Raw genomic sequence first — 23,403 nt, 5'->3', positions numbered from 1 at the left:
AGAAATAATAAATGTCGGGTAAATGTCGGCTGAAATCCGAGTTTATTTCGTCCTGTTTTAACCCTCAACTGTAGAAATTGCCATGGTTCAATCAAAAACACAATTCACAATGAAGCAACCAGAATTAGGCAAGAAAATCTCCGAGTTGAGAAAGGCAAAAGGATTAACTCAGGAAGAGTTGGTCGAAAAATGTAACCTGAATGTTCGAACCATTCAGAGAATAGAAGCGGGTGAAGTTACTCCAAGATCATACACCATTAAAGCTTTATTTGAAGCACTTGATTTCGAAATAAGTGCTGATTCGGAGTCCTTTAATGAGAGCAAAACTCCATGGATTCTTTACGCAGGTTTTGCGGCTGGAATTTTATACTTCTTCGCATCTATTTTTGAAATAAGCATGGAAGGGGAATATGTCACGGGTAATTATTCCTTCAAAATGATTGGCTTTGTCCTCGCAAAATCCATCAGTTTTATAGGCTATGCACTATTTATTTATGGATGGATTAGGCTCCTTAATTTCTATAAAAATGATTTCCTAAATTTTGCTTTATGGACCATGTTGGCTGTTTCAGGACTTTGGTTTATTGCGGATGTACTGGCTTTATTTACATCACTTTTTGAAATTGCTGATTACTATATCGTGAAAGTAAGTTCCTTTGGTTTTTGCTACGCTTTTATGGGTATTGGCTATTTGGCTTATAAAAACCAATATTCAAATATTCCTGTCATAATAGGGGCACTGACTTTGGTGGCAGGTATCCTGATTTTCTCAGGAGTAGCAGCATTCTTAGGACTGATTCCTTTGACCTTGGCTGAATTAGGGCAATTAGGATTAATGATTTATTGGATTCAAAAGATCGGGGGAAGCAAGTCTCCCGGTCCACTTTCCTTTGTTGAGAGCAAACAATAGCCGAGTTTTTTTTCTTTATTTAATAGTAACTTAATTTTTATGGCTCAGGAAATCTCAGAAAAGGTATATAGTTTCATTACAGATGAAGGAGAAGAAAGGGCCTGCGAAACGATCTCTGAAAAAGCCTGTAAAGAGGTTCCTGGAAATTTTTTAAAGAATGTTGCCAGTGGAGGCTTTTCCAAATTAGCCAATCAATTGGTTTCTCCTGGAACTACACTTCCATGGATATTTTCCTCCTTATCAGTTCCGCCTGCTTTGGTAGGCGCATTGGTTCCCATCAAAGATGCAGGTTCTCTTTTGCCCCAACTTTTTGTTTCTGCCAAAATCCGAGCTTTTTCCAGGAGAAAATGGTTTTGGGCTATACCTGCTTTTTTTCAAGGACTCTGTCTTTTGGCGATGGCTTGGGTGGTCCAATCGACTCAAGGATTAGCAGCGGGAGTGTGGATTTTATCCTTATTGACCCTTTTCAGTTTCGCCAGTGGAATCGCCAGTATCAGTTTCAAAGATGTTTTGGCGAAAACCATTGATAAAGGGAAACGAGGACAATTATTGGCTTACAGAGCAAGTATGGGTGGTGTTTTTACAGCAGCATGCGGTTTGTTTCTTTATTTCCAAAACGGAGAAAATCAGTCAATCGATTACCTTTTTTGGCTGGTATTGGCGGGGGCCTGTTGCTGGTTTATTTCAGCTGGATTCTTTGCCGGTATTTATGAAGAAAAAGGTGCCACTGAAGGAGGTAGAACTCCCATCAAAGAATTGAAAAAAGGCTGGAGCATCTTATCCGAGGATAAAAACTTACTGAATTTTATCATTGCACGCGGCTTATTAATGGCGGTGCCTTTAGCTCAGCCATTTTTTGTAGTCATTGCCCAGAAAGAATTGGGACCTGAAGTAAAAAACTTAGGGTTCATGGTATTAGCTGCTGGAATTGGGGCAATTATTTCTTCTCCTTTTTGGGGAAGGTTTGCAGACAAATCAAGCAGAAAAATGATGATGTTGGTAGCCTTTTTGGCTATGCTGAATATTTTGGCAATGGTGAGTTTCCAATATTGGCCGGATGAGTATCAATCGATTTATACCTTTGCCGTTCTGTTTTTGCTACATGTGATGATTTACGGTGGTGCTAGACTTAGTCGAAAAACCTATTTGGTTGATTTTGCACCCAAAGATGAGCGCCCTCTTTACGTTTCCTTGTCTAATACTCTAATTGGAATTGCCACTTTAATCGCAGCAGGATTGGGTTCATTATCGGCTTTTCTAGGCCCTGACGGGATGTTGTTGGTTTTTGCAGGCCTATTGCTTCTTGCAATAATGATGGCTTTTAAGCTGAAGGAAGTATAGTCTTCACTTTCTCCTTGATACTTTTTAGGATTTCGGCATTTAGAGGACTTTGACTTTCAATTTCCAAGATTTTTGGATGGACCCCAGAATCATAAAAGTCTTTGAGAGCAGAATCCAGTTCTACTTCATTTTTGGCTGAGAAATAAGTGAAACCAAACTCATTGGCAAGGCTTTTTGCATTCAACTTTTGCTTGGTTTCAAAGTACTCCTGTAATTCTGGCTGTTTGGCGGGGCCCTCAATTAATCTGAAAATTCCCCCTGCGTGATTATTAAGCAGGATAATTCTCAAATTAGCCATGGAGTAATTATGCCAAAAAGCATTTCTATCATAGAAAAATGCCAAGTCTCCCGTAATCAAAGTGACAGGAAGTTTGGTGGTAAAAGTGCATCCAACAGCTGTACTGGAAGATCCATCTATGCCACTTGTGCCCCGGTTGCAGATTATTTCCTGTTTTCTTCTACCTAGAAAATTCAAATATCTAACCGCCATAGAATTAGCTACATGGATTTTGGATAGGTCAGGAATGTTCTTTAATACCTGATGTAGGGCTTTGTACTCTCCAAACTGACTTTGTTCCAGAATATCGTTCAGGTTATTCAGTATGCTTTTTTCCAGTTCCCGCCATCTATCGTAATAAGTTTCATCCTGAATAGGTAGGTTTGAATTGAGCCAATTCAAAAAGAACAGAGGAGAACAGGCCAATATTTTACTTAGACTTTGATAGGTGTCTTTAGCTTCCGCATTTTCCTGAATATGCCAGTGCTCGGCCTTTGAATTTCTCAGGAATAGTTTCAAAGATTTAGAAATGATTGATTTTCCAAAGCTTAAAATCAAGTCAGGTTCCAAACCTTTAGTCACTTCCTGATTTCCCATCCAATGGTCATGAAAATTGATGCTTTCCTCTGACTGTAGGTTGGAAATAGTGTCTGTGATAACAACCACCCTCTTATTTTTAGAAAGTGATTTCAATAGCTCCACCATTTTTTCATCCGGTTTTTGTTGGCCGGGAACAATCAAAATTTTTCGTATGGACTGGAGCTTGGAGTTTATCTTTTTAAGGCTTTCTTCTCCCAAATGCAAAGTGCCTTTACTGATCTCTGTTTGATAAGGATGCTCTGGAAAGTCAAAGGATTCATTTTCTGAAGGATAGAAAGGCTCTCTAAGGGGAATGTTGATGTGAACAGGACCTTTTGGAAAATGATTGGCAGTATTAATTGCTTCATTTACCATCCTTGCTGCATACCAGGATTGTTCTTTATCTCCGAATGAGTCAGGAAATTGGAAGCTCTTTTTAATATGTTTCCCATAGACTTCCTGCTGAAAAATAGTCTGTCCGTCCCACTGGTCTATCCATTCAGGTGGGCGATCAGCTGTTAATACAAGGAGAGGGATTTGCTGAAAAAAAGCCTCAGCAATTGCTGGATAGTAATTTAGGGCGGCAGAACCAGAGGTACATACCAAAGCCACAGGTTGATTCAGCTGTTGGGCCATTCCTAGAGCTATGAAGGCTGCAGATCTTTCATCAGAGATTGTTCTTGTATGAATCTCAGGATGTCTTGCAAAAGCCAGGGTAAGAGGAGCGCATCGCGAGCCCGGAGATAAAATGACGTTTTTAACTCCTTTTTTGGTACAAATGGCCACCAATTCTAAAATTGACTGAATAATCAAGCGATTGATTTTTGAATGAACTTACCTATGATCTCGCACTTCATCTCTGTTTCTTCCCACTCTTTTTCCGGGTCGGAGTCTTCCGTTACTCCTGCCCCTGCATATAGGGTCACTTTTCCCTCTTGAAAAGAAGCTGTTCGCAAATTGACATAAATCGAGGTAGTATTATCTATATTGACTGGTCCCAAAAAGCCTGCAAAAAAAGATCTGTCGAAGCCTTCATTGGCTTTTAGAAATTCATGTGCTTCTTTTCTTGGCATTCCACAAACTGCCGAGGTAGGGTGTAATAAATCCAGCATCACAGATCCCAATTGAGGGAAGTTTGTAGCCTTCATATTAACCTTAAAATCTGAGCGCAAATGCAATAGATTGCCAGCCATGACAGTTTTGGGTCCATGCTCCTCATACTCTCTCAGACGGATTTTTTTAAAGCAATCCACAATGTACCTGCTGACCAATGCTTGCTCTTCGATTTCCTTTTGAGTCCATGCTACAGATTTCAAAGGATTATCTCCTTTGGCTGCCTGGGTTCCTGCAAGCGACATGGTATGAAAATAATCTCCCTGAGTTTCTATCAATACTTCAGGACTAGCTCCCATCCAAGTGCCCACTTGTGGAATATGGAAAAAGTTGACGAAGGAATTGGGGTAGGAGTCCAACATACTTTTGATCGCTTTTGCCAGGTCAAATTCTTCGGGAAGGTCTAAGTGCTTGGTTCGCGCAGGAACTACTTTCTCCAAATTCCCCTTCTCGATTTCAGAAATACTTTGCTCTACTAAGGCTAGGAAATGTTCCTTGGAATCTCCATCATGAATTTTTTGAGAGAAGTCCTCGGAGTTTTGCTCAGGTCCTACCGTTTTTAGCAAACTTTTATACTCAATATTTTTCGGAGCTTGGATCCACTGAGGTAAATCTACCTCCTTAAGATCACTAGTTAAATCAATTCTTAAGTAATTGGAAGCATTGATAAAATAGGCCTGCTTATTTTCCTGATCTTCAAAAGGATGAATGATAAATCCTGCGGGTAATTCTTCCAGGTTCATTCCTACTTTTCTTACTCCGTCCAACTCATCCAGGACGAATTCAAGTTTTGATGATTTAGGTTTTCTCCATAAGGCAAATGATCCTCCAGATTGAAAACCTGTATGAAGGAAGGCTGCCAAAGCTTCGGCAACAGAAAGTGAAGTAGCGGTAACAGTTTCGATCATTTCTTATCCAAAATAGCCATGGTAATGCGGCTTATGCAGCAAAGTGCTCCCGCTTCATTATGGATTTTTATCTCCCAAACCTGTGTTGTTCTGCCAAGATGAATCGGGGTCGCTCTACCGATTACTTTTCCTTCTTTGACCGATTTGAGGTGGTTAGCATTTATTTCTAAGCCAACACAGCTTTGTTTTTTCAAATCAATTGTCAAGGAAGCAGCTACAGAACCCAGCGTTTCAGCGAGGACTACATTTGCTCCTCCATGTAACAAGCCCATAGGTTGTTTGGTTCGATGATCTACAGGCATAGAAGCTTCCAAAAAATCATCCCCAATCGCGGTAAATTCAATACCAATGTGATCAACCATCGTGTGAATTCTCGGGTTATTGAGTTGGTCCAGACTAGGCTTTGAAATAAACACCATGTATTTTGAAGGGATTTGTTTTTCTTTGGGCTTGGGACAAAAATAGAGAATCTTGAATCGAAAAAAAATTTACTTAGTTCGCCACGGTCAGACTGATTTTAACCTAAGAGGAGTAGTGCAGGGAAGTGGGATTGATGCTCCTATAAATGAGACTGGGAGGGCTCAGGCAAAAGCATTTTATGAAGCCTATCAAAATATAGCCTTTGATCAGGTTTACCATACTGCCCTCATTCGAACCAGACAGTCTATTGAGTCATTTATCTCGAAGGGAATTCCGACCACCGCTCTTCCCGAATTAAATGAGATTTCTTGGGGAGATTATGAAGGCACACCTATGACGCCGGAAGAAGGGGAATACTACAAGCATATGCTCCATCAGTGGCAAATGGGTAACTTAGACTATGCGATAGCCGGAGGAGAAAGCCCAAACGTCGTGGCTGAAAGAATGCGAAAAGGAATTCAGAAAATTTTGGAAGGCCCCGGAGAAACTATTCTAGTCTGCATGCATGGCAGAGCAATGAGGATATTTCTAAGCTTGATTTTTAATTACGATCTCCGCTATATGGATCAGTTCGAACACAGCAATTTATGCCTATATCTTTTGGAGCAATTGAGTGATGGGACTTTTGTCTTAAGGAAAGGGAATGACAGAGAGCATCTTAAGGCCGCGGGTTACTAGGCTTGTCTGCTTTGGCTATTTTCTTTTTGTCCGGATTATTCTGATAAGCACTGAGTAAAAGTTGAAGATTTCTCTTATTCTCGGTCATATCAAAGAGTCTAAAGGCGATTTCTTGAAGTTTGATATCTTGATCACCTGTTTTTACCAAAAAGTCTCCCAGAAAGCATTCGTCGAAATCACAAGATGGTATTTCTATCAGCAAAGCCAATTCAGAATTTCCAGAATAGGTTTTAGTGTTGAAAGAAGAAAATTGTGATTCAATGGCCTTTAAAGAGGTTTGATGCGATTTTAATTCTTTGGATTTGAATAGTACCAAAAATGTTTTGGTCTCAGCGTTCTTGGCAAGAGCTGAAAGAGATATAAACAAGACTAAAATGAGTGGTACTAACTTTCGCATAGCTTCTAATATACGGATTTAATCGACTTGAGAGCAAGAATGTTTCAAAATCGTCGATTTTCTCGATCCATGATTTGGTTCTTTTTTCAAGCCTTTTCTTAATTCAATTTTTGAATAGGCTTTCAATTAGGTACGGGGTAAATGGGAAATCAGATTGAATTGAATCTCTCTGAGAAAAAATATACGGATAATCACAAAAAAAAGCCCCGAAGAATTTCGGGGCTTTCCGTTGGTTTATTTCAAAACTTCTTAAGATCTAGAAGTTCTCTTTTTCTTGGTTGGAGTTTCTTCAACTACTTCATCTTCTACACCTGCTAAAATTCTTCCGCAGTGTTCGCAGACGATTAGTTTTTTCTTTTCACGAATATCAGCCTGTCTTTGAGGTGGAACGGTATTAAAGCAACCGCCGCAAGCTCCTCTTTTGACCATTACTACTGCCAAACCATTCTTGGCATTTGTTCTGATCTTCTCGTAAGACTTTAAAAGTCTATCTTCGATTTTCTTAACAGCCTTTTCACGATCAGTATTCAATTTTGCTTCTTCGTTTTCACTTTCAGCAACAATCGTAGAAAGCTCATCTTTCTTTAGATCCAAGTCTTTCTGTCTGTCTTTCATAACAGCAGTCAACTCATCTAAATCGTGCTTTTTCTGATCGATTTTAGCGCCAGCTTCAGCAATTTTTTTCTTAGCAACTTGGATTTCAAGATCCTGAAGTTCTAATTCTTTGGTGATGGCATCGTACTCACGGTTGTTTCGTACGTTCATCTGCTGCTCCTGATACTTTTTGATCAGTTTTTCAGATTCCTTGATGCTTTCTTTCAAAGACTTGATCTCATCTTCATAAGATTGGATCTCGTTATTGAATTTGTCAAGTCTAGTTTCGTAGCCGGCGATTTCATCTTCCAAATCTTGCACCTCTTCTGGAAGTGCGCCGCGAACTTTGATGATTGCGTCTAGTTTAGAATCTATTAATTGAAGGTTGTGAATTGCCTCGAGTTTTTGTGCTACTGTACTTTCCATGTACTATCGGTAGGATGTGGGATTGGTAACTACTTTTGTCAAATAGAGTGCAATATTAGGAAAATTTTGTGACAATAGTTCTCCCAATAATTCTTTTGTGAAAATTTCACTTTCATAATGGCCGATATCACAAAGAATTAAGGATCCATCAGCATCAAAAAACTCATGATACTTGACGTCAGCGGTGATAAAAACATCCGAACCCTTTCTTTTGGCATCTCCCAATAAAAATATTCCAGCACCACCACAAACAGCTACTTTCTTAATTTTTTCCTTAACTAATGCGGTATGCTTTACTATTTTCAGATTCATTTTCTCTTTAAGATAATCTAGAAATTCCTCCGCAGTCATTGGATCTTCCAACTCTCCAACCATTCCTGCGCCGACTTCCTGATTCTCATTTTCCAAGGCACTCAGGTAATAAGCAACCTCCTCGTATGGATGGGCTTTTTTCATGGCAGAAATTATCTTATTGCTTAAAAAAGCTGGAAGAATGACCTCAGCACGGATTTCGGCCTCGTATTGTGGAGCTCCTCTTTGGCCTAAAAAAGGATTTGCATCTTCAGATGGAGTAAAGGTGCCCATTCCCTTAACTTGAAAAGAACAATCTTTATACTCCCCAATTTGCCCTGCTCCGGCTTCATAGACAGCATCCAAAACCTTGTTTTTATGTTCCTCCGGTACAAAAAATACCAACTTGTTGAGCAACTGTTTTTTAGGCTGTAAGATCTTTGTGTTCAAAAGGCCAAGTCTATCGCTGATTCTTTTATTAACACCGTGAGCGACATGGTCTAGGTTAGTGTGGATAGCATAAATGGCAATATCATGTTTGATAGCTTTGATGACAGTTCTTTCGATATAATTTTTGCCGGTCAGGCTTTTCAATCCCTTAAAAACTATGGGGTGATGTGCCACCACCATATTGGCTCCTGCTGATATGGCTTCTTGAATGACTTCCTCAGTGCAGTCCAAAGAACAGATGATTCCGGTCAAGTCCCAGTTTCTGTTTCCTGTTATCAGTGTAGCATTATCATATGACTCCTGATAGGCGGGGGGAGCCAGCTTTTCTAAAAATGAAATTACTTCCCCAATCTTGTATCCCATAAATTTTTGGTTTATTTGATCAAAAATACGAATTCTTAGGAATGAGGCGCCTTGCTTTTCTTCTTTATCCGTTTGCAGTCCTATTTGATTTGATCACTCGAGTCAGAAACTGGCTCTATAATACTGGAGTATTCAAAACCACACCATCTCCAATTCCCGCTATTCTAGTGGGTAATTTAAGGGTTGGCGGAACAGGGAAAACCCCCATGGTGGAATACCTTATAAGAACATTTAAACAAGATTACCGCTTAGCTACCCTGTCCAGAGGGTATGGAAGAAAAACTGAGGGTTTTATTAAAGCTACTTCCGTCAGTAGCCCTGAAGGAATCGGGGATGAACCCTATCAGATTTATCAAAAATTTGGAGACGAAATCCGTGTTTTTGTGGGAGAAGATCGGGTGAATGCAGCTGCAAGAATAGCAGAGGAAGAAGAAGGGTTGGACCTGCTTATCTTGGACGATGCCTTTCAGCATCGATCATTTCAAGCAGATTTTTCGATTTTATTGACTACTTGGGAAGAGCCTTTTTTTCAGGACTTTTTACTTCCAATGGGAAGGCTTAGAGAAAGTAGAAATGGAGCAAAAAGAGCCGATTTGATTATTGTTACCAAAAGCCCCTTGTCTAAGTCCAATCAGGAGGCCTCAGAATTTCAAGAAAAAATTAGGCAATATGCTGGCTCAAAGCCTGTCATGTTCACAAAAGTAGGCTATGGGGAACCACAAGCACTTGCAGAAAATTCTCAGTTCAGAAAACGAGTAATTTTATTTAGTGGAATATCTAATAATCAGCAGTTTATAGATTATTGCAAAAGTCAATATGAAGTGTTGGAGGCTGTAAAGTTTTCGGATCATCATCATTATGATCAGGCTGATTTGGAAAAGATAGGCTTGCTTGTCGCCAAACATGCAAATGAAAATCCCGTTATTCTCACAACAGAAAAAGATGGGGTAAAAGTAAAATCTTTACTTCCCAAAGGATTTCTAAGAGAAATTCCGATTTTTGTGCTGCCCATTCAGGTACTTTTAGAGGAAGAGGATGAGCAAACATTGATTAAACTGGTACAACAAAAAGTCTTTGGAACGGACAAAGCTCGGTGAATAAATTTCTATTAGGAATATGCTTTTTTTGGGTGCTTCTCTTGGCTGGCTCTGCTGAGGCACAGCGCCCTATTCCAACCAATGGGAGGCAAGTTCAAAATCCCAATCAGCGGGTCAACCAGAGAACGGTGCAAGAAGGAGAAAATCAAGAGGAAGAAAATGGTCGAAGAACCTTGTTGGATGATAGTACCAAGATGGTTTTTGGTCCCACCACAGCCTTATTTTATTTCGAAAAAGACATTAAGCGAAATAGCCTGACCCTATACCCTCAGGATACTTCCTTGACCAATTTTCACAATTATGATCCAGTAGCTAAAAGTGGCTGGAAGTATCAGGATTTAGGTAATATTGGTAGTGCGGCTACCCCGGTTTTTTATCAGGTTCCAGAGTTAATCGGTACTACTTCAGGCTTTCATGCCTATGATATCTATTACACAGATCCTTCCAACAATCGCTATTTCGATACCAAATCTCCATTTACTGAGATGTCAGCTTTTTTCGGGGGCGGAAACCGAAATATGTTGGATATCAAATTTGCCAGAAATGTCAACCCAAGATGGAATATAGGTTTTGATTTTCACACCATGCGGGTAAGAAAAACCCTCAATCCTACAGCTAGAGATGATAACATGGTGGATCAAACCACTTATTCTATCCATACGAATTATAGATCTGAAGACGGGAAATATTGGTTCTTGGGGAATTTCTCCCGAATGCGTCATGTGGTCAATGAGATCGGAGGGATTATACCTCCTGAAGTGGATTCTACCTCGGTTTATTTCACCTATGAGGATGCGAAAGTTTGGCTGAGAACCTCCCAAGCCAGAGATTTGAGGCAGGACTATCACTTCTATCATGAATATAAGGTGAAAGACGGGCTACAGATCTATCATATTTTTGACAGAAGGAAGCAAGATTTGGTTTTTGATGCTCCTTTAACTAACAGTGATTCCCTGTATTATCCCAGCACCAGACTGAATGAACAGGATACCACAAGAAATTTCAATGATTTTGCTGAGTGGAGAAATGAGTTCGGCTTCAAAGGGACCTTTGGAGGCTTTTATTACAATGCATTTACCCGATTGAGGAATGGTAGGATGAGAAGTCCGTTTTTTAATTCTCCTAACACCTTTAATGAATTATACATAGGTGGGGAATTGATTGGAAAAATTTCTGAGAAATGGAGTGTGAGTGCTGATGGTGAATACCTTATCCCGGGAGCATTCAGGCTGCATGGGGTATTTAAATCCCCCTACTTGGATCTGGAGTATACTAAAGCACTTTATAAGCCCACCTCGCTTCAGCAGGTTTATGCGGGGAATCATTATGCCTGGAATAATGATTTTTCCAACACTGGTGTAGATCAAGTGAAGGGAACCTTGAAAGTTGATTTGGAAAAAGTCAAAATCAGGCCTTCATTAACCATTAGCCGGATCAATAATTACGTCTTTTTCAACGAGCAGAGAGTGCCCGAGCAGGCAGGAGGTGAAGCTTTTATTTTGATGCCCGGTATTCAATCCTCTATACAAATAGGGGAGAAATTCAAATGGGATACAGAGGTTATTATCACGTCTGTTACAGGAGAGGCATCTGATGCTTTTAGAATCCCTGAAGTATTCGGAAATACCCGTTTTTACTTTGACAGTCCTGCATTTGATGAAAATATTTTCATCCAATTTGGTGTGGATGTGAGATACAAGTCCAGCTACTTTGCAAATGCTTATTTTACTGCTCATCAGCAATTTCACCTGCAAAATAGCTTCGAGGTATTTGCCTACCCAGTGGCAGATATTTTCCTGAATTTCAGAATCAACAGAACAAGAGTTCTATTAAAATACAATCATTTAAACGCCGGTTTGATGAATCGGGAAGGATATTTTGTCACACCTGACTACACCGGCTACAAATCATTTATTGACCTAGGAATTACCTGGTATTTATTTGACTGATATGAGCTGGGAAGAAAGTACAAGACAGAAAATGTTACATCTCAAACTACCCACAGATCCAAGGTGGGTTGGGATTGCAGAAATGCAGATCGAGGATATTTTGGTGGATCATGCTTATTGTGAGCAAAAGGCGGCCTCTTCCTGTATCAGTTTGATTTTGCGATATCCTGACTTGGACGAGTTGGTGGATACCTTGACTCCAATAGTCGCAGAAGAATGGGGACATTTTGAACGGGTTATGGAGCAGTTGCGGAAGAGAAACATGAAGTTTGGTTTTCCTAGAAAGGATGAATATGTCATCAAACTCAATGGATTTGTCAAAAAAGGTGGAAGTAGGAAACAACAGTTGACGGAGCATTTATTATTGAATGCTTTGATCGAAGCAAGGAGTTGTGAGCGTTTTAAGCTTTTATCCAAGCATATTCAGGATGAGGAGCTGAAAAAGTTTTATTACGAGTTGATGATTTCTGAGGCTGGGCATTACGTTACTTTCATAGAAATGGCCAGAAAATTTCATGATCCTGAATATGTCAATCAGCGGTGGCAAGAATGGCTGGATTATGAAGCAAGTATCCTAAAAGAAATGGAGTTGAGAGGGGATAGAATGCATTGAAAAATACTGGAAGTGGAAGTTGAATCTGAATATTTGGACTCTCAAATTTTTTTTAAAAGCGAATTGCTTATTATTAAGAATCATAAATGAGTTTTTTCTAAAAATCTGTTCTAATTCGAACAATACATGAATTTGATCGAAAATATAAGGGAAGCCCTAAAGTCTGTTCAAGTTAATATTCTAAGGACTATCCTGACCGGTGCAATTATAGCAATTGGTATATCCTCTCTTGTAGGGATGTTGACTGCCATCGATGGAATAAAGTCTCAAATTGCAGAAAGCTTTTCTGGTTTGGGAGCCAATACTTTTGATGTAAGAAACAAAGGTTTCAGTGGGGGACGAGCTATTCAAGATGGAAAAGAGGAGAAAACCTATCCCAAATTGTCTTTCCGAGAAGTGCAAGATTTCAAGCAGGAATATAGTTCTATCGGAATATCTACAGTGGAAACTACAGTCAGTCGCGCCGCTGAGATAAAAAGAGGTTCCGAAACCACCAATCCGAATACGAGAATTAGAGGTGTGGATGAAAATTACCTGAGCATAAAAGCAATCAAGCTCGAAGAAGGTAGAAATTTTTCCAATCTGGAAATACGATACGGAAATAACGTATGTATCATAGGAAAAGAAATTCAGGAAACTCTTTTTGAATCAAATGAAGATCCTATCAATCAAAAAATCAGCTTTTTCGGAAAGCCTTACACCATTGTAGGAGTATTGGAAAAGCAAGGTGGAGTAGGGCAGGATCAAGGAGCAGACAGACAGGTTTTAATTCCTATAGAGAATGCTGCAAGACTTGACCAAAGAGGCGTTTTCAATTACAATGTTACTGCTGTTGCTTCCGGCCCTGAGCGTATCGATTACGAAATGGGTCAGGCAATTGGGATGATGAGAAAAATCCGTCAGGATAGAGTAACTGCTGAGAACTCCTTTGACCTCACAAAAAGTCAATCGGTAGCGGAAAGTCTTGAGGAAGTTGCCGGATATTTGAGAATCGGCGGATTTGGTATCGGATTCATTACCCTTTTGGGAGCCTCCATCGGACTGATGAATATCATGCTGGTTTCTGTTACAGAGAGGACCCGTGAGATAGGTATTAGAAAAGCCTTAGGAGCTACTCCACTGAGGATCCGTCAGCAATTTTTGATAGAAGCAATTATGATTTGTGTGCTAGGTGGAATCTTTGGGGTAATTCTCGGTATAGCAATCGGAAATGTCATTGCTAATGCGATTGGACCTGGAGGATTCTTGGTTCCTTGGCTTTGGATGTTTATCGCCTTTATTATATGCATTGTTGTAGGGTTATTGTCCGGTTACTTCCCTGCTTTCAAAGCGAGTAAACTTGACCCTATCGAATCCTTGAGATACGAATAATCGAATTTGTTCTTTCAAGTCCCATTTCCTAAGCCTTAGGAGATGGGACTTTTTTTTATTTTTTGCATCTCCATTCATAAGTATAGTTTTTTAAAAAAATTGTAAAAGATGAAGTAGAAATCATTATTTTTCGATTATGAAAAGTAATGAATTTGATGCTATAGTAGTTGGTTCTGGGATATCCGGAGGATGGGCAGCTAAAGAACTTTGCGAAAAGGGATTGAAAACCTTGGTCTTAGAAAGAGGTAGGGATGTTCAGCACTTAAAGGACTATCCCACCATGACAGCATCAGTGTGGGACATGCCTCACAGAAATCAGATTCCGAGGGAGGATAAGGTGAAAAATCCCGTGGTGAATCGTTGCTATGCTTACAAAGAGGATACTGAGCATTTTTTTGTCAAAGATTCAGATCATCCCTATATACAGGAAAAGCCCTTCGATTGGATTCGGGGCTATCAAGTGGGTGGCAAATCTTTGATTTGGGCTAGACAGACTCAACGTTGGAGTGCATATGACTTTGAAGGGCCAGGCAGAGATGGTTTTGCAGTTGATTGGCCTATTCGCTACGAAGATGTGGCACCTTGGTACAGCTATGTGGAGCGATTTGTCGGTATTTCAGGAAGTTATGAAGGATTAGATACCTTACCGGATGGAGAGTTTTTGCCAGCTTGGGAGATGAATTGTGTTGAAAAAGAGATACAACAGCGGGTTAATCAAGCCTATCAAGATAGAAAATTCATCATAGGTAGGTGCGCACATCTAACACAACCCAAAGAGCAACACCTAGCTCAAGGGAGGGGGCAATGTATGGCAAGAAATCAGTGCTACAGAGGCTGTCCTTTTGGAGGATATTTTAGCAGTAATTCTTCTACTTTACCTTGGGCAGCAAAAACCGGTAATTTGACCTTAAGGCCTGACTCCGTGGTTCATTCTGTGATTTGGGATGAGGAAAAGGGAAAAGCGGTCGGAGTCAAAGTGATTGACAGGATTACAAAGGAGGAGAAAGATTATTTTGCCAAAATCATTTTTTTGAATGCATCGGCTTTGAATACCAATTTGATTTTAATGAATAGCACTTCCAGAAGGTTTCCAGAAGGACTGGGTAATGAAAGTGGGGTTTTAGGGAAATATATTGCGTTTCATAACTATAGAGGAACTATCTCAGCCAAGTATGAAGGCTTTGAAGATCAATACTATTTTGGCAGAAGACCAACTGCGGTCATGATGCCGAATTTTAGAAATGTGAAGAAGCAGGAAATGGATTTCCTTAGAGGATATATGACTTTTTACTCTGCCGGCCGTTCTGGTTTTGGTCATGCAGATGTGAGAGGATTTGGCGCCGAATTTAAAAAAGCCAATACTCAACCTGGTCCTTGGAATGTTTTTATGATGATGCAAGGAGAAACTATTCCAAAGGAAAGTAATCAAGTGAGCTTGAGTAAGGATCAAAAAGACGAATGGGGTATACCTTTGCTACAGGTTAGTGTGGATTATGATGAAAATGATGAGAAAATTCTACAGGATTTTCATCAGCAGGGAGAGGAAATGCTGGAAAAGGCAGGCTGTGTGAATATTAGAAAATCTGATAGCAAGCAAGCTCCTGGTTTGGATATACATGAGATGGGAGGAGTGAGAATGGGGCGAGATCCCCAAACTTCTTTGCTCAATGAATTTAATCAAATGCACCATGCGCCAAACGTCTTCGTAACTGATGGAGCGTGTATGACCTCCACAGGAACTCAGAATCCTTCCATAACCTATATGGCACTCACAGCCCGAGCAGTAGATCATGCTGTTAAAGAATTGAAGAAAGGAAATTTATCTTAATTCCTTTTCCTTATCTGTAAGCTACAAGCCAAGAATTGATATTGCATTCAAATTTTCCACTGATATAATTTTAAAGGGAAGTTTTTCAGGAATTGGTTAAATAGCTGGGAGTATTACACCCAAAACCTATATAAACCATGAAAAATAGCCTTTTAATTATTTGTTTACTCTTCAGCAATTGGATTTATGGCAATCCTAATTCTGAAATAAAGTCCTCTGAGGGCAGCTACAAGCTAGTAGTTGAAGGGTTCGATTGGGGACCTGCCGTCAATCAGGTGATTATCACTTTAGAGAATGAAGTGTCTGATGCAAATCCTGCAGAATTTAAAGTTTTTGCAAAAAGAGAAAGCTCCCAGGGTGAAATTCCGGAATCCCAAAAATCAGGAGAAAGAGATGTGGTTTTTGCCTTTGTTTCCGATGAAAATGGGAATCGGGTAGCATCTGGGAAACATATCACTTTGGTATTGGAGGTGAGCCCAACTCAACCTATAGGCTCTCCAATCCAATATATGAGAGTTGGAAACCGAGGTGGTAACTTTTGGATTGATTATTCACTGACAATTATTAATTCGAAGACCAATCAAGTTTGGAATCAGGCAGCTGGAAAAATCATGCCTTTAGTAGATGAATACGATTTGAAGGGGAAATTTCAGTACGGTAATTTGACCATGTCCTATGCCTCATTTAGCCCTGAAACAAAAGGGAAAAAAGCTCCTTTGATAATTTGGCTGCATGGCGGAGGTGAAGGAGGGATGGATCCTACCATAGCTCTTTTGGGAAACCGAGCGGCTAATTATGCCTCCCCTGAAATTCAAACCTTGTTTGGTGATGCCGGTGCTTATGTATTGGTGCCTCAAAGTCCAACATTCTGGATGCAGGCTGCCGAGGGTATGACCCGTGGTCAAACGAATGATATTTATAATGAGGCTTTGTTTGCCTTGATTCAAGATTACGTAAAATCAAATCCTGGAATTGACGCTAAGAGAATTTATGTTGGGGGTTGCTCAAATGGAGGATATATGTCCTTAAAATTGATTCTTGAGCACGCTGACTATTTCGCTGCTGGATATATCAGCGCTCTTGCTTATGACGCTCAGTACGTGACCGAACAGGATATTCAAAAAATCAAGCAGGTTCCCATGTGGTTTGTTCATTCCAAAGATGATGGGGTAACCAAACCAGAATCTACCGTGGTGCCACTTTATGATCGATTAAAGAAGGCTGGAGCTAAAAATGTACATTTTACCTTTTATGATCATGTAACTGATATTACCGGATTCTATGGGGGAGATAATTACCATTACAATGGACATTGGTCTTGGATTTACGTTCATGCTAATCAAGCAAGGACTGGTTTGGATGGATCTCCTGTTTTAGTGGGAGGGAGGCCTGTTACCATCATGGAATGGATGGCTGCCCAGGCCAAAAAATAAGAAAAGGAGCCTCGAGCTCCTTTTTTTTATACAATATCTGTTTTTCTGGGATCAGGTCCATATTTGTTTGGACCATCCTGACCTTCTTTGTAGGCTAACCATACAAATCCAATAAAATTAATGGGTGGCGGAATTAATAAGTAGAGGGCATATTTCCAATCCATACCTATATCATGTAATCTTCGAATTGCCTGAATCAACAATAAAACTATTGACGCAATCAAGATGATGCTGAAAGAGAAAAAGGCTGGCCAAGCTTCAATTTGATAAGCTTCCCAAGCTTTCATTAAGCATAAAATATTGACGAAATAAAAAAACATGAAGAGTGTTAAATACTTTCTCCGTGTAATTCGTCCAGTAGGTTTTAAAATAGATTTCATACCTAATGAACACATTAAATAGCTAATTGTTTTGTTAAAACAGGTCCTTTCGCGCTAGGAAGGCTATTCAATGTATTCTAGTATATCGCCAGGTTGACAATCCAAGGCTTTACAAATTGCTTCCAATGTACTGAATCTGATTGCTTTTGCTTTCCCTGTTTTGAGGATGGAAAGATTGGATAAGGTTAATTCAACTTTTTCTGAAAGCTCATTCAAAGAAATTTTTCTTTTAGCCATCATGACATCCAAATTGACTTGTATAGGCATAGCTTAGATGGTTAATTCATGTTCTTGCTGTATTTCGACCCCTCTTCTAAATATCACAGCAAACACATAAAATATCCCTGCCATAAATAGAAATTCCATACCCCCCCGAACACTTTCTGAAAAATGATTAAGCATTAGTCCCTGATCTACAAGCCATCTCCCATAGGCAAATGAAAGAATCGACAGTACGCCAACTAAAAGCGCCACGTGACTGATTTGAGTAATTTTCTTTGAAATGGAAAAGTGAAAGGGATCTTGAATTTTTAATTTTTGAAAAATCTGAATAACTCCAAATAACATCCAAGACTTCAAAGCCCAAATTGATATAATTAAGCCGGTGATCAAGGTATAATGAACCCAGTTTGCATCCATTACGGAAGAGAGATCTAGACCTTCATATAGATTTGAGGATGCTTCCGGATTGATCCCAATGCTGATCAAAAAAGTGACCAATATAACCCCCGTTCTAATGCAAAGCCCTATGAATAGGATCCAAGCTAATACGTAGAGTGCTTTCAACATTTTGTTCATGACTTTTTGATTTAAATTTTTCAAATAAAGGAAAAAATTTATTGAAAAACAATAAATAATTATCGATAAAAAAATTATTCAATTCTAGTTCTGTCAATTATTGCCAATAAATTTTAAATCTCCTTTTGCTTGCTTAAACTGTACCTAGGCCTTTGACAAAAATATTGACATGGAAAAAGTTCATTGGAAAGGTAGGGGAGCCCAATTACAGACAGGTAACCGATTTTCTTCACAGCATTTAGTGACGGAGCATTTGGAAGGTTTGGATGAGGAGTTGATTTTGTCTCCAAAAACCAATATCCGATTGGAGCATCCAAAAACTATCATCAATCCAGTCAAAAGCCCTGATATAGGTTTGAGCTTTTCATTGAATCCTTATCAAGGATGCGAACATGGGTGTAGCTATTGCTATGCAAGAAATTCCCATGAATATTATGGCTTTTCGGCAGGTTTAGATTTTGAAACCCAATTGATGGCAAAACCAGATGCTCCACGATTGTTGGAAAAGCAGATCCTGAGTTCAAACTGGAAGGTGGCTCCAATTTCACTTTCAGGAAATACGGATTGTTATCAGCCTATTGAGAAGAAAATGGGAATTACCAGGCAATTGCTAGAAGTATTTGCCCGCTATCGGCATCCGGTTGGGATTATCACCAAAAATTCACTGATAGAAAGGGATATTGATATTTTGCAAGACTTAGCGAAGGAGGATTTGGTGCAAGTCTATATATCGATTACCTCTTTGAATGAAGAATTGAGGAGGAAAATGGAACCCAGAACTGCCAGTGCTTCTAAGCGGCTTCAAATAATTGAAAAGTTGAGCAATGTTGGTGTTCCAGTTGCAGTAATGAATGCTCCCATCATTCCGGGATTGAATGACCAAGAAATTCCAGAAATTTTGAAAGCAAGCGCTGAAAGAGGAGCTAGGTATGCAGGGATGACCGTGGTTCGTTTGAATGGAAAATTGGAGGAGATTTTTAGTGATTGGTTAAAAAGAAATTATCCGGATAGATTCCAAAAAGTCATGCATCAAATCGCCGAGCTTCATGGGGGATCCGTTAAAGACGTAGAGTTTGGAAGAAGAATGAAAGGAGAAGGGATACTCGCTGAAATGATTCACCAACTTTTTTACACCTCTAAAAAGAAATATTTCTCCAATCGCTCCATGCCAAAATTCAATCTTCAGGCCTTCAGGAAAGGGGGTAATTATTCGCTGAATTTTGGATAATTATTACTGGGCTTGTCTTTCCCTATTTGGAAAGATTTGAATAATAATCATGGATCAAGGCTGCAAATTTCTTCGGCGAATCCGGGTCAAAGCGGAAATAAAGGCAAGGCTCAATCAATTCCAATTCCATCAGGGCAAAGCTTCCGTGACGGGTCCGAACCAAATCAACTCTGGCATAGAAAGGAGTTGATGACAAAGCCTTCATTGCTTTATCTGCTGCATTCACGAGTTCAGGTTCTGGGTTTGGAATAGCTATTACCCCGCCTCCATGTTCTTCCTGAACTCTAAAGTCTCCGATTCCTACGGTCTTTAGAATGGTGTGGCTAAGCTCCCCATTCAAGTAAATCAAAGAGAACTCACCCTCTTTGACAATGCCACTCATGAAAGGCTGTATCATTCCTTCTTTTTCCTGAAAGACTTCCAGAGGTTTCCCCCAGTCTAGCGGATGGGAAATATTGATCCAAAAAGTGTCATCTGCATTTGCTCCTACAAGAGGTTTGATTACTAACTGATTACTTTTAAATTTTTCAAAAGATTCGGTGATGAGGCTTTCATCCAAGCTTGAAAACTTCTGAGTAGGAACCAGTTCAATTCCTTTTTCTGCCAAATCAAAAAGGTATCCTTTGTGAATGTTCTGTTTTACGATATCTAAGGGATTTAAAAGAATTGCTTTGGAATCCTCGATTTTTTGAAGGACTTCCATAAACTCTTCCAAATGCTGCTGATAATCCCAGGGGCTTCTGATGATGACCAAATCCCATTTATTCCAATCGGTTTTTTCATTCCAAGGAATATTTTTTACTTCCCAGCCTAATTCATGCAGGAATGGATGAACCAAATCATCGTCAATAAACCAGCCTTCGGTATTGGAAATGGAAAGAAAAGCGCAACGGGGCATATTGTTGAATTTATTCTATCCAAATATCAGTAAGAATTGGAAATTATGGCTTTGAAACTCTTAAAATCTTTGATTGGACCCAATCATTATTTGGAGGCGTAATTTTTCAACCTGTCTTTGATAAAATAATTCCATCCTCCCTCGCAGCTTTCTCTTTGGAATTCAGGGATGTTCTGAGGGAAGGTTTCTAAGCCCTCTGTAATTACTGTAAGTTTTGTTCCGCTGTTTTTTTCCTCCAATTGAAAAGTAACAAATCCCTCACCTGAATATTCTTTATAAGTCCAACTCAATTTGATTTTTTCAAAAGGGATTACCTCAACAACTTCCCAGATATGGGTAAAAGTCCTCTGCTCAGAACTTACAGGGAATGAGGTTACGAACCCTTCTTCAGCTTTGAAATCAGGCAGATTTTCAAAATACCATTCATGCATATGCTGGATTTCAACCAAATATTTCCAAATGGTCTTTACGTCTTGATGAAAGGTTTCAGATACAATTATTGGCTCAAAATGATTTGATTTCATCTTGTAAATGGATTTTAAGGATAAGGTCTTACGAATTTTTATTGAAATTGAAATAAGAAAACCAATTCGGGAAAACATAACAGATTAATGCTTCTAGGCATGCTGCACAGATTAGTAAGAAGCCGAAAATAACAGGCATTCCAATCAAAGCTCCCATTGCAAGTAATGTTCCTAAAGAAAGTCCAGGAGTTTCCCAAACCGCTCCTGATGCAAGCCCTAGGGAAACTAAAGAGTCAACCACTAATCCTCCAATGGAGTAAATAATTCCACAAAAGAAGCCGAGTATTACTCCAATTTTTGCATGAAACCGGATCCATGATTTAAGGTCAATCGTTTTTGGAACCTTCATAACTTGAGTGTTGATCAAGTATAATTTACCAAAATCCAGACAGATTACCTGAGAATTAAAAATTGTAGTGAAGCGGTTTTAATTTCGGTTTAGAGCTTTTTAATGATTAGGACAGTCCTGTTGGGAACATATAAATGCACCATTTGGTCTTTGTCTGTCTCATACTTCACTGACTTATCCACTCTTTCGAAGCCTCCATATTTCTTTTCATCTGAATGGAGTGCTATCTGATATTTTCCTTTTTCGGGCATTGGGACAGGGTATCCAAAATAAGATTCTGTAGGATGAAAAGAGAAAACAAATATTAATTGTCCTCTATGGTAGGCAATGATTTTCTTGTCAGGATCCAGATAGAGTTGCTCGGCAATGCCAGAGGACAATAAGTCATGGTTTTTTGCCAACTGAATCATGGATTTATCCCAAGCATCCAACTGAGAGTATCGAAGATGCTCAGTGTCTACTAAAGACCATTGTCTTCGGGCATATTGATAGCTCCAATTATTGCCTTCTCTTGGAAAATCTACCCATTCAGGATGCCCGAATTCATTGCCTATAAAGTTGAGATAACCTTCTCCTCCCAATGAAAGCGTGATCATTCGGATCATTTTATGGAGAGCAATACCTCGATCAATAACCAGATTTTGATTTAAAACCGACATGGAAAAGTACATCTCCTTATCCATTAGCCAAAAGGCAATAGATTTATCACCTACCAGAGCCTGATCATGGCTTTCCGCATAAGCGATGGATTTTTCCTTCTTGGGTCTGTTGGTTAGTTCGTGCCAAAGCTCAAACATATCCCATTGCTCATCTTGCTTGTGCTTCAGCGTTTTAATCCAAAAATCAGGAATTCCCATTGCTAACCTGAAGTCAAAACCTATCCCTCCATCAGGTACCTGCCTGCATAGTCCTGGCATTCCGCTAACCTCCTCAGCAATCGCTATAGCATGAGGGTTGAGTTGATGGATTAATTCATTTGCCAATTGGAAATAAAGCAAGGCATCCTCATCTACTCCAAAGTCAAAATATTTGTCTGCAGAGTCAAATGAGGTATGGCCATGGTGATGATAGAGCATGGATGTAGCACCGTCGAATCGGAAACCGTCGAAGTGAAATTCCTCCATCCAGTATCGAATGTTGGAAAGCAAAAACTGCTGAACCTCCCATTTTCCATAATCAAATAGCTTGGAGTCCCAGCCTTCGTGATAGCCTCTCATTCCGGGATGAAAGTATTGATGATCCGTGCCGTCAAATTCATTTAATCCTTCATTCACATTCTTAACTGCATGTGAATGTACAATATCCATAATCACTGCTATACCCATATTGTGGGCTGTATTGATCAGCGATTTTAATTCTTCAGGTGTGCCGAATCTGGAGGAGGGCGCAAAAAAGTTGGATACATGATAACCAAAAGATCCGTAGTAGGGATGCTCCATCACAGCCATCATTTGAATGGCATTGTAACCACCAGCTTTAATTCGGGGCAAAATATTTTCTTCAAATTCCTTGTAAGTGCCTACTCCTAATTTTTCCTGGGCCATTCCCACATGACATTCATAGATGAGGGGCATCTCCTGAATCGCTTGAAGTTGAAATGATGAATCAGTCCATTCGAAGGATTTCTCAGGAAACCATAATTGCCCGGCAAAGTCATGGCTTCTTTCATCCTGCACCACTCTTCTTATATAGGCGGGAATTCTATCTAGGGCCACGTCATTTGCTCCAATGACATGTGTTTTGATTTTACTCTCGTGAACAAATGTGTTCTTATATTCTTGATAGGGTAGGAAAATTTCCCAATCTCCTCTGTGATTTCTACGCATAGGATGATTATACCTGTCCCAGTTGTTAAAATCCCCCATTAAGAAAAGTTGCTTGGCGGCAGGAGCCCATTCCCTGTAAATCCATCCCTTTCGGATGGGTTCAAAATGTATTCCGTAATACTGATGGAAATTGGCAAATTCCAAAATGCTTCCAAACTCATTTTCGATATGGAATTTTGCACTGTTAAACCGGTCTATTCTCTTTTGAACTTGCGTTTCAAAAGTTTCCAACCAAGGTTCATCCTGAATAAGCTGTGGTGTATTGTTTGAATTCACGAAAAATTAGATTTACCTGAGCTGAATTTAGGAAAAAATAGGAGGATTGAAACTTTCCCTCTGCTCAAATAAAAAAAGCTGCTCAA

23 protein-coding genes are annotated in these 23,403 nt (G+C 39.6%); 10 read left to right on the top strand and 13 right to left on the bottom strand.

Annotation, left to right across the window (positions count from 1 at the left end):
- Positions 1-109 precede the first annotated feature (109 nt).
- Both BM073_RS16100 and BM073_RS16095 read left to right on the top strand, forming a co-directional pair.
- Positions 110-910 (top strand): helix-turn-helix domain-containing protein, encoded by an 801-nt coding sequence (locus tag BM073_RS16100; protein ID WP_091655385.1) that lies wholly within the window; start codon positions 110-112, stop codon positions 908-910.
- Between the two features lie 39 nt (positions 911-949).
- Positions 950-2,251: an MFS transporter gene (locus BM073_RS16095; protein ID WP_091655361.1), complete on the top strand. Its 1,302-nt coding sequence runs from the start codon at positions 950-952 to the stop codon at positions 2,249-2,251.
- Here the strand turns inward: BM073_RS16095 and menD are convergent.
- Genes menD through BM073_RS16080 form a run of 3 tightly spaced genes read right to left on the bottom strand, consistent with a single transcriptional unit; the run spans position 2,232 to position 5,547 of the window.
- The gene (gene menD, locus BM073_RS16090) at positions 2,232-3,920 is read right to left on the bottom strand and encodes a 2-succinyl-5-enolpyruvyl-6-hydroxy-3-cyclohexene-1-carboxylic-acid synthase (RefSeq protein ID WP_091655360.1); all 1,689 of its coding nucleotides are present in this window, start codon (positions 3,918-3,920) and stop codon (positions 2,232-2,234) included. The genes BM073_RS16095 and menD overlap by 20 nt on opposite strands.
- Positions 3,917-5,128 (bottom strand): chorismate-binding protein, encoded by a 1,212-nt coding sequence (locus tag BM073_RS16085; RefSeq protein WP_091655359.1) that lies wholly within the window; start codon positions 5,126-5,128, stop codon positions 3,917-3,919. The genes menD and BM073_RS16085 overlap by 4 nt, the downstream gene beginning before the upstream one ends.
- Entirely contained in the window at positions 5,125-5,547 is a 423-nt protein-coding gene (locus BM073_RS16080) for a hotdog fold thioesterase (RefSeq protein WP_091655358.1), read from the bottom strand. Before BM073_RS16080 ends, BM073_RS16085 begins: the two co-directional genes overlap by 4 nt.
- A gap of 52 nt (positions 5,548-5,599) precedes the next feature.
- Here BM073_RS16080 and BM073_RS16075 point away from each other — a divergent pair, with 52 nt between their 5' ends.
- Positions 5,600-6,226: a histidine phosphatase family protein gene (locus tag BM073_RS16075; protein WP_091655357.1), complete on the top strand. Its 627-nt coding sequence runs from the start codon at positions 5,600-5,602 to the stop codon at positions 6,224-6,226.
- Here the strand turns inward: BM073_RS16075 and BM073_RS16070 are convergent.
- The 3 genes from BM073_RS16070 to BM073_RS16060 all read right to left on the bottom strand — a co-directional run bounded on the left by BM073_RS16070 (position 6,207) and on the right by BM073_RS16060 (position 8,747).
- The gene (locus BM073_RS16070; protein WP_139217516.1) at positions 6,207-6,623 is read right to left on the bottom strand and encodes a hypothetical protein; all 417 of its coding nucleotides are present in this window, start codon (positions 6,621-6,623) and stop codon (positions 6,207-6,209) included. The genes BM073_RS16075 and BM073_RS16070 overlap by 20 nt on opposite strands.
- Positions 6,624-6,872: 249 nt before the next feature.
- The gene (locus BM073_RS16065) at positions 6,873-7,643 is read right to left on the bottom strand and encodes a zinc ribbon domain-containing protein (protein ID WP_091655355.1); all 771 of its coding nucleotides are present in this window, start codon (positions 7,641-7,643) and stop codon (positions 6,873-6,875) included.
- A gap of 3 nt (positions 7,644-7,646) precedes the next feature.
- Entirely contained in the window at positions 7,647-8,747 is a 1,101-nt protein-coding gene (locus BM073_RS16060; protein ID WP_091655354.1) for a Nif3-like dinuclear metal center hexameric protein, read from the bottom strand.
- Positions 8,748-8,788: 41 nt separating this feature from the next.
- Between BM073_RS16060 and lpxK the strand changes: the two genes are divergently transcribed.
- From lpxK to BM073_RS16030, 6 genes are all read left to right on the top strand, one after another.
- Positions 8,789-9,844 (top strand): tetraacyldisaccharide 4'-kinase, encoded by a 1,056-nt coding sequence (gene lpxK / locus BM073_RS16055; protein ID WP_091655353.1) that lies wholly within the window; start codon positions 8,789-8,791, stop codon positions 9,842-9,844.
- The gene (locus BM073_RS16050) at positions 9,841-11,793 is read left to right on the top strand and encodes a putative porin (RefSeq protein ID WP_245756443.1); all 1,953 of its coding nucleotides are present in this window, start codon (positions 9,841-9,843) and stop codon (positions 11,791-11,793) included. Before lpxK ends, BM073_RS16050 begins: the two co-directional genes overlap by 4 nt.
- 1 nt (position 11,794) lies before the next feature.
- Positions 11,795-12,406, top strand: coding sequence for a MiaE family protein (miaE, locus tag BM073_RS16045; RefSeq protein WP_175557938.1), 612 nt, complete (start codon positions 11,795-11,797; stop codon positions 12,404-12,406).
- A gap of 126 nt (positions 12,407-12,532) precedes the next feature.
- Positions 12,533-13,777 carry an ABC transporter permease gene (locus tag BM073_RS16040; RefSeq protein ID WP_091655352.1) on the top strand — a complete coding sequence of 415 codons (1,245 nt, stop codon included), beginning with the start codon at positions 12,533-12,535 and terminating at the stop codon, positions 13,775-13,777.
- 136 nt (positions 13,778-13,913) lie between these two features.
- Positions 13,914-15,605 (top strand): GMC oxidoreductase, encoded by a 1,692-nt coding sequence (locus tag BM073_RS16035; RefSeq protein ID WP_091655351.1) that lies wholly within the window; start codon positions 13,914-13,916, stop codon positions 15,603-15,605.
- Between the two features lie 137 nt (positions 15,606-15,742).
- The gene (locus BM073_RS16030; RefSeq protein WP_091655350.1) at positions 15,743-17,038 is read left to right on the top strand and encodes a prolyl oligopeptidase family serine peptidase; all 1,296 of its coding nucleotides are present in this window, start codon (positions 15,743-15,745) and stop codon (positions 17,036-17,038) included.
- A 26-nt stretch (positions 17,039-17,064) separates the two neighbouring features.
- Here BM073_RS16030 and BM073_RS16025 read toward each other — a convergent pair whose 3' ends face one another.
- The 3 genes from BM073_RS16025 to BM073_RS16015 form a co-directional block, all read right to left on the bottom strand.
- Entirely contained in the window at positions 17,065-17,418 is a 354-nt protein-coding gene (locus tag BM073_RS16025) for a DUF805 domain-containing protein (protein WP_091655349.1), read from the bottom strand.
- 63 nt (positions 17,419-17,481) lie between these two features.
- Positions 17,482-17,685, bottom strand: coding sequence for a helix-turn-helix domain-containing protein (locus BM073_RS16020; RefSeq protein WP_091655348.1), 204 nt, complete (start codon positions 17,683-17,685; stop codon positions 17,482-17,484).
- A gap of 3 nt (positions 17,686-17,688) precedes the next feature.
- Positions 17,689-18,216: a DUF2975 domain-containing protein gene (locus tag BM073_RS16015; protein ID WP_091655347.1), complete on the bottom strand. Its 528-nt coding sequence runs from the start codon at positions 18,214-18,216 to the stop codon at positions 17,689-17,691.
- Between the two features lie 169 nt (positions 18,217-18,385).
- Between BM073_RS16015 and BM073_RS16010 the strand changes: the two genes are divergently transcribed.
- Positions 18,386-19,444, top strand: a complete 1,059-nt coding sequence (locus tag BM073_RS16010) for a PA0069 family radical SAM protein (RefSeq protein ID WP_091655346.1) — start codon at positions 18,386-18,388, stop codon at positions 19,442-19,444.
- 22 nt (positions 19,445-19,466) lie between these two features.
- On the opposite strand, the gene BM073_RS16005 is transcribed toward BM073_RS16010, so the two are convergent.
- From BM073_RS16005 to BM073_RS15990, 4 genes are all read right to left on the bottom strand, one after another.
- Positions 19,467-20,342 (bottom strand): ATP-grasp domain-containing protein, encoded by an 876-nt coding sequence (locus tag BM073_RS16005; RefSeq protein ID WP_091655345.1) that lies wholly within the window; start codon positions 20,340-20,342, stop codon positions 19,467-19,469.
- Positions 20,343-20,428: 86 nt separating this feature from the next.
- Positions 20,429-20,866 (bottom strand): SRPBCC family protein, encoded by a 438-nt coding sequence (locus BM073_RS16000; protein WP_091655344.1) that lies wholly within the window; start codon positions 20,864-20,866, stop codon positions 20,429-20,431.
- Between the two features lie 28 nt (positions 20,867-20,894).
- Positions 20,895-21,215 carry a hypothetical protein gene (locus BM073_RS15995; protein WP_091655343.1) on the bottom strand — a complete coding sequence of 107 codons (321 nt, stop codon included), beginning with the start codon at positions 21,213-21,215 and terminating at the stop codon, positions 20,895-20,897.
- 89 nt (positions 21,216-21,304) lie between these two features.
- Complete coding sequence (locus tag BM073_RS15990; RefSeq protein ID WP_091655342.1) at positions 21,305-23,317, bottom strand: alpha amylase C-terminal domain-containing protein; 2,013 nt, start codon at positions 23,315-23,317, stop codon at positions 21,305-21,307.
- Positions 23,318-23,403 lie beyond the last annotated feature (86 nt).

The sequence above is a fragment of the Algoriphagus ornithinivorans genome (genome assembly GCF_900115305.1).
In the GTDB taxonomy this organism is placed as follows: domain Bacteria; phylum Bacteroidota; class Bacteroidia; order Cytophagales; family Cyclobacteriaceae; genus Algoriphagus; species Algoriphagus ornithinivorans.
This window is presented reverse-complemented; position numbering and strand designations above follow the sequence as displayed.

What these genes read in the sequence shown, in the direction of transcription:
- BM073_RS16070 (WP_139217516.1), bottom strand. Translation starts at nt 6,623, where the DNA reads ATGCGAAAGTTAGTACCACTCATTTTAGTCTTGTTTATATCTCTTTCA.
- BM073_RS16065 (WP_091655355.1), bottom strand. Translation starts at nt 7,643, where the DNA reads ATGGAAAGTACAGTAGCACAAAAACTCGAGGCAATTCACAACCTTCAA.
- BM073_RS15995 (WP_091655343.1), bottom strand. Translation starts at nt 21,215, where the DNA reads ATGAAGGTTCCAAAAACGATTGACCTTAAATCATGGATCCGGTTTCAT.
- BM073_RS16000 (WP_091655344.1), bottom strand. Translation starts at nt 20,866, where the DNA reads ATGAAATCAAATCATTTTGAGCCAATAATTGTATCTGAAACCTTTCAT.
- BM073_RS16095 (WP_091655361.1), top strand. Translation starts at nt 950, where the DNA reads ATGGCTCAGGAAATCTCAGAAAAGGTATATAGTTTCATTACAGATGAA.
- BM073_RS16025 (WP_091655349.1), bottom strand. Translation starts at nt 17,418, where the DNA reads ATGAAATCTATTTTAAAACCTACTGGACGAATTACACGGAGAAAGTAT.
- BM073_RS16080 (WP_091655358.1), bottom strand. Translation starts at nt 5,547, where the DNA reads ATGGTGTTTATTTCAAAGCCTAGTCTGGACCAACTCAATAACCCGAGA.
- BM073_RS16035 (WP_091655351.1), top strand. Translation starts at nt 13,914, where the DNA reads ATGAAAAGTAATGAATTTGATGCTATAGTAGTTGGTTCTGGGATATCC.
- BM073_RS16060 (WP_091655354.1), bottom strand. Translation starts at nt 8,747, where the DNA reads ATGGGATACAAGATTGGGGAAGTAATTTCATTTTTAGAAAAGCTGGCT.
- BM073_RS16010 (WP_091655346.1), top strand. Translation starts at nt 18,386, where the DNA reads ATGGAAAAAGTTCATTGGAAAGGTAGGGGAGCCCAATTACAGACAGGT.
- BM073_RS16030 (WP_091655350.1), top strand. Translation starts at nt 15,743, where the DNA reads ATGAAAAATAGCCTTTTAATTATTTGTTTACTCTTCAGCAATTGGATT.
- miaE (WP_175557938.1), top strand. Translation starts at nt 11,795, where the DNA reads ATGAGCTGGGAAGAAAGTACAAGACAGAAAATGTTACATCTCAAACTA.
- BM073_RS16005 (WP_091655345.1), bottom strand. Translation starts at nt 20,342, where the DNA reads ATGCCCCGTTGCGCTTTTCTTTCCATTTCCAATACCGAAGGCTGGTTT.
- BM073_RS16015 (WP_091655347.1), bottom strand. Translation starts at nt 18,216, where the DNA reads ATGAACAAAATGTTGAAAGCACTCTACGTATTAGCTTGGATCCTATTC.
- BM073_RS16040 (WP_091655352.1), top strand. Translation starts at nt 12,533, where the DNA reads ATGAATTTGATCGAAAATATAAGGGAAGCCCTAAAGTCTGTTCAAGTT.
- BM073_RS16100 (WP_091655385.1), top strand. Translation starts at nt 110, where the DNA reads ATGAAGCAACCAGAATTAGGCAAGAAAATCTCCGAGTTGAGAAAGGCA.
- BM073_RS16085 (WP_091655359.1), bottom strand. Translation starts at nt 5,128, where the DNA reads ATGATCGAAACTGTTACCGCTACTTCACTTTCTGTTGCCGAAGCTTTG.
- BM073_RS16020 (WP_091655348.1), bottom strand. Translation starts at nt 17,685, where the DNA reads ATGCCTATACAAGTCAATTTGGATGTCATGATGGCTAAAAGAAAAATT.
- lpxK (WP_091655353.1), top strand. Translation starts at nt 8,789, where the DNA reads ATGAGGCGCCTTGCTTTTCTTCTTTATCCGTTTGCAGTCCTATTTGAT.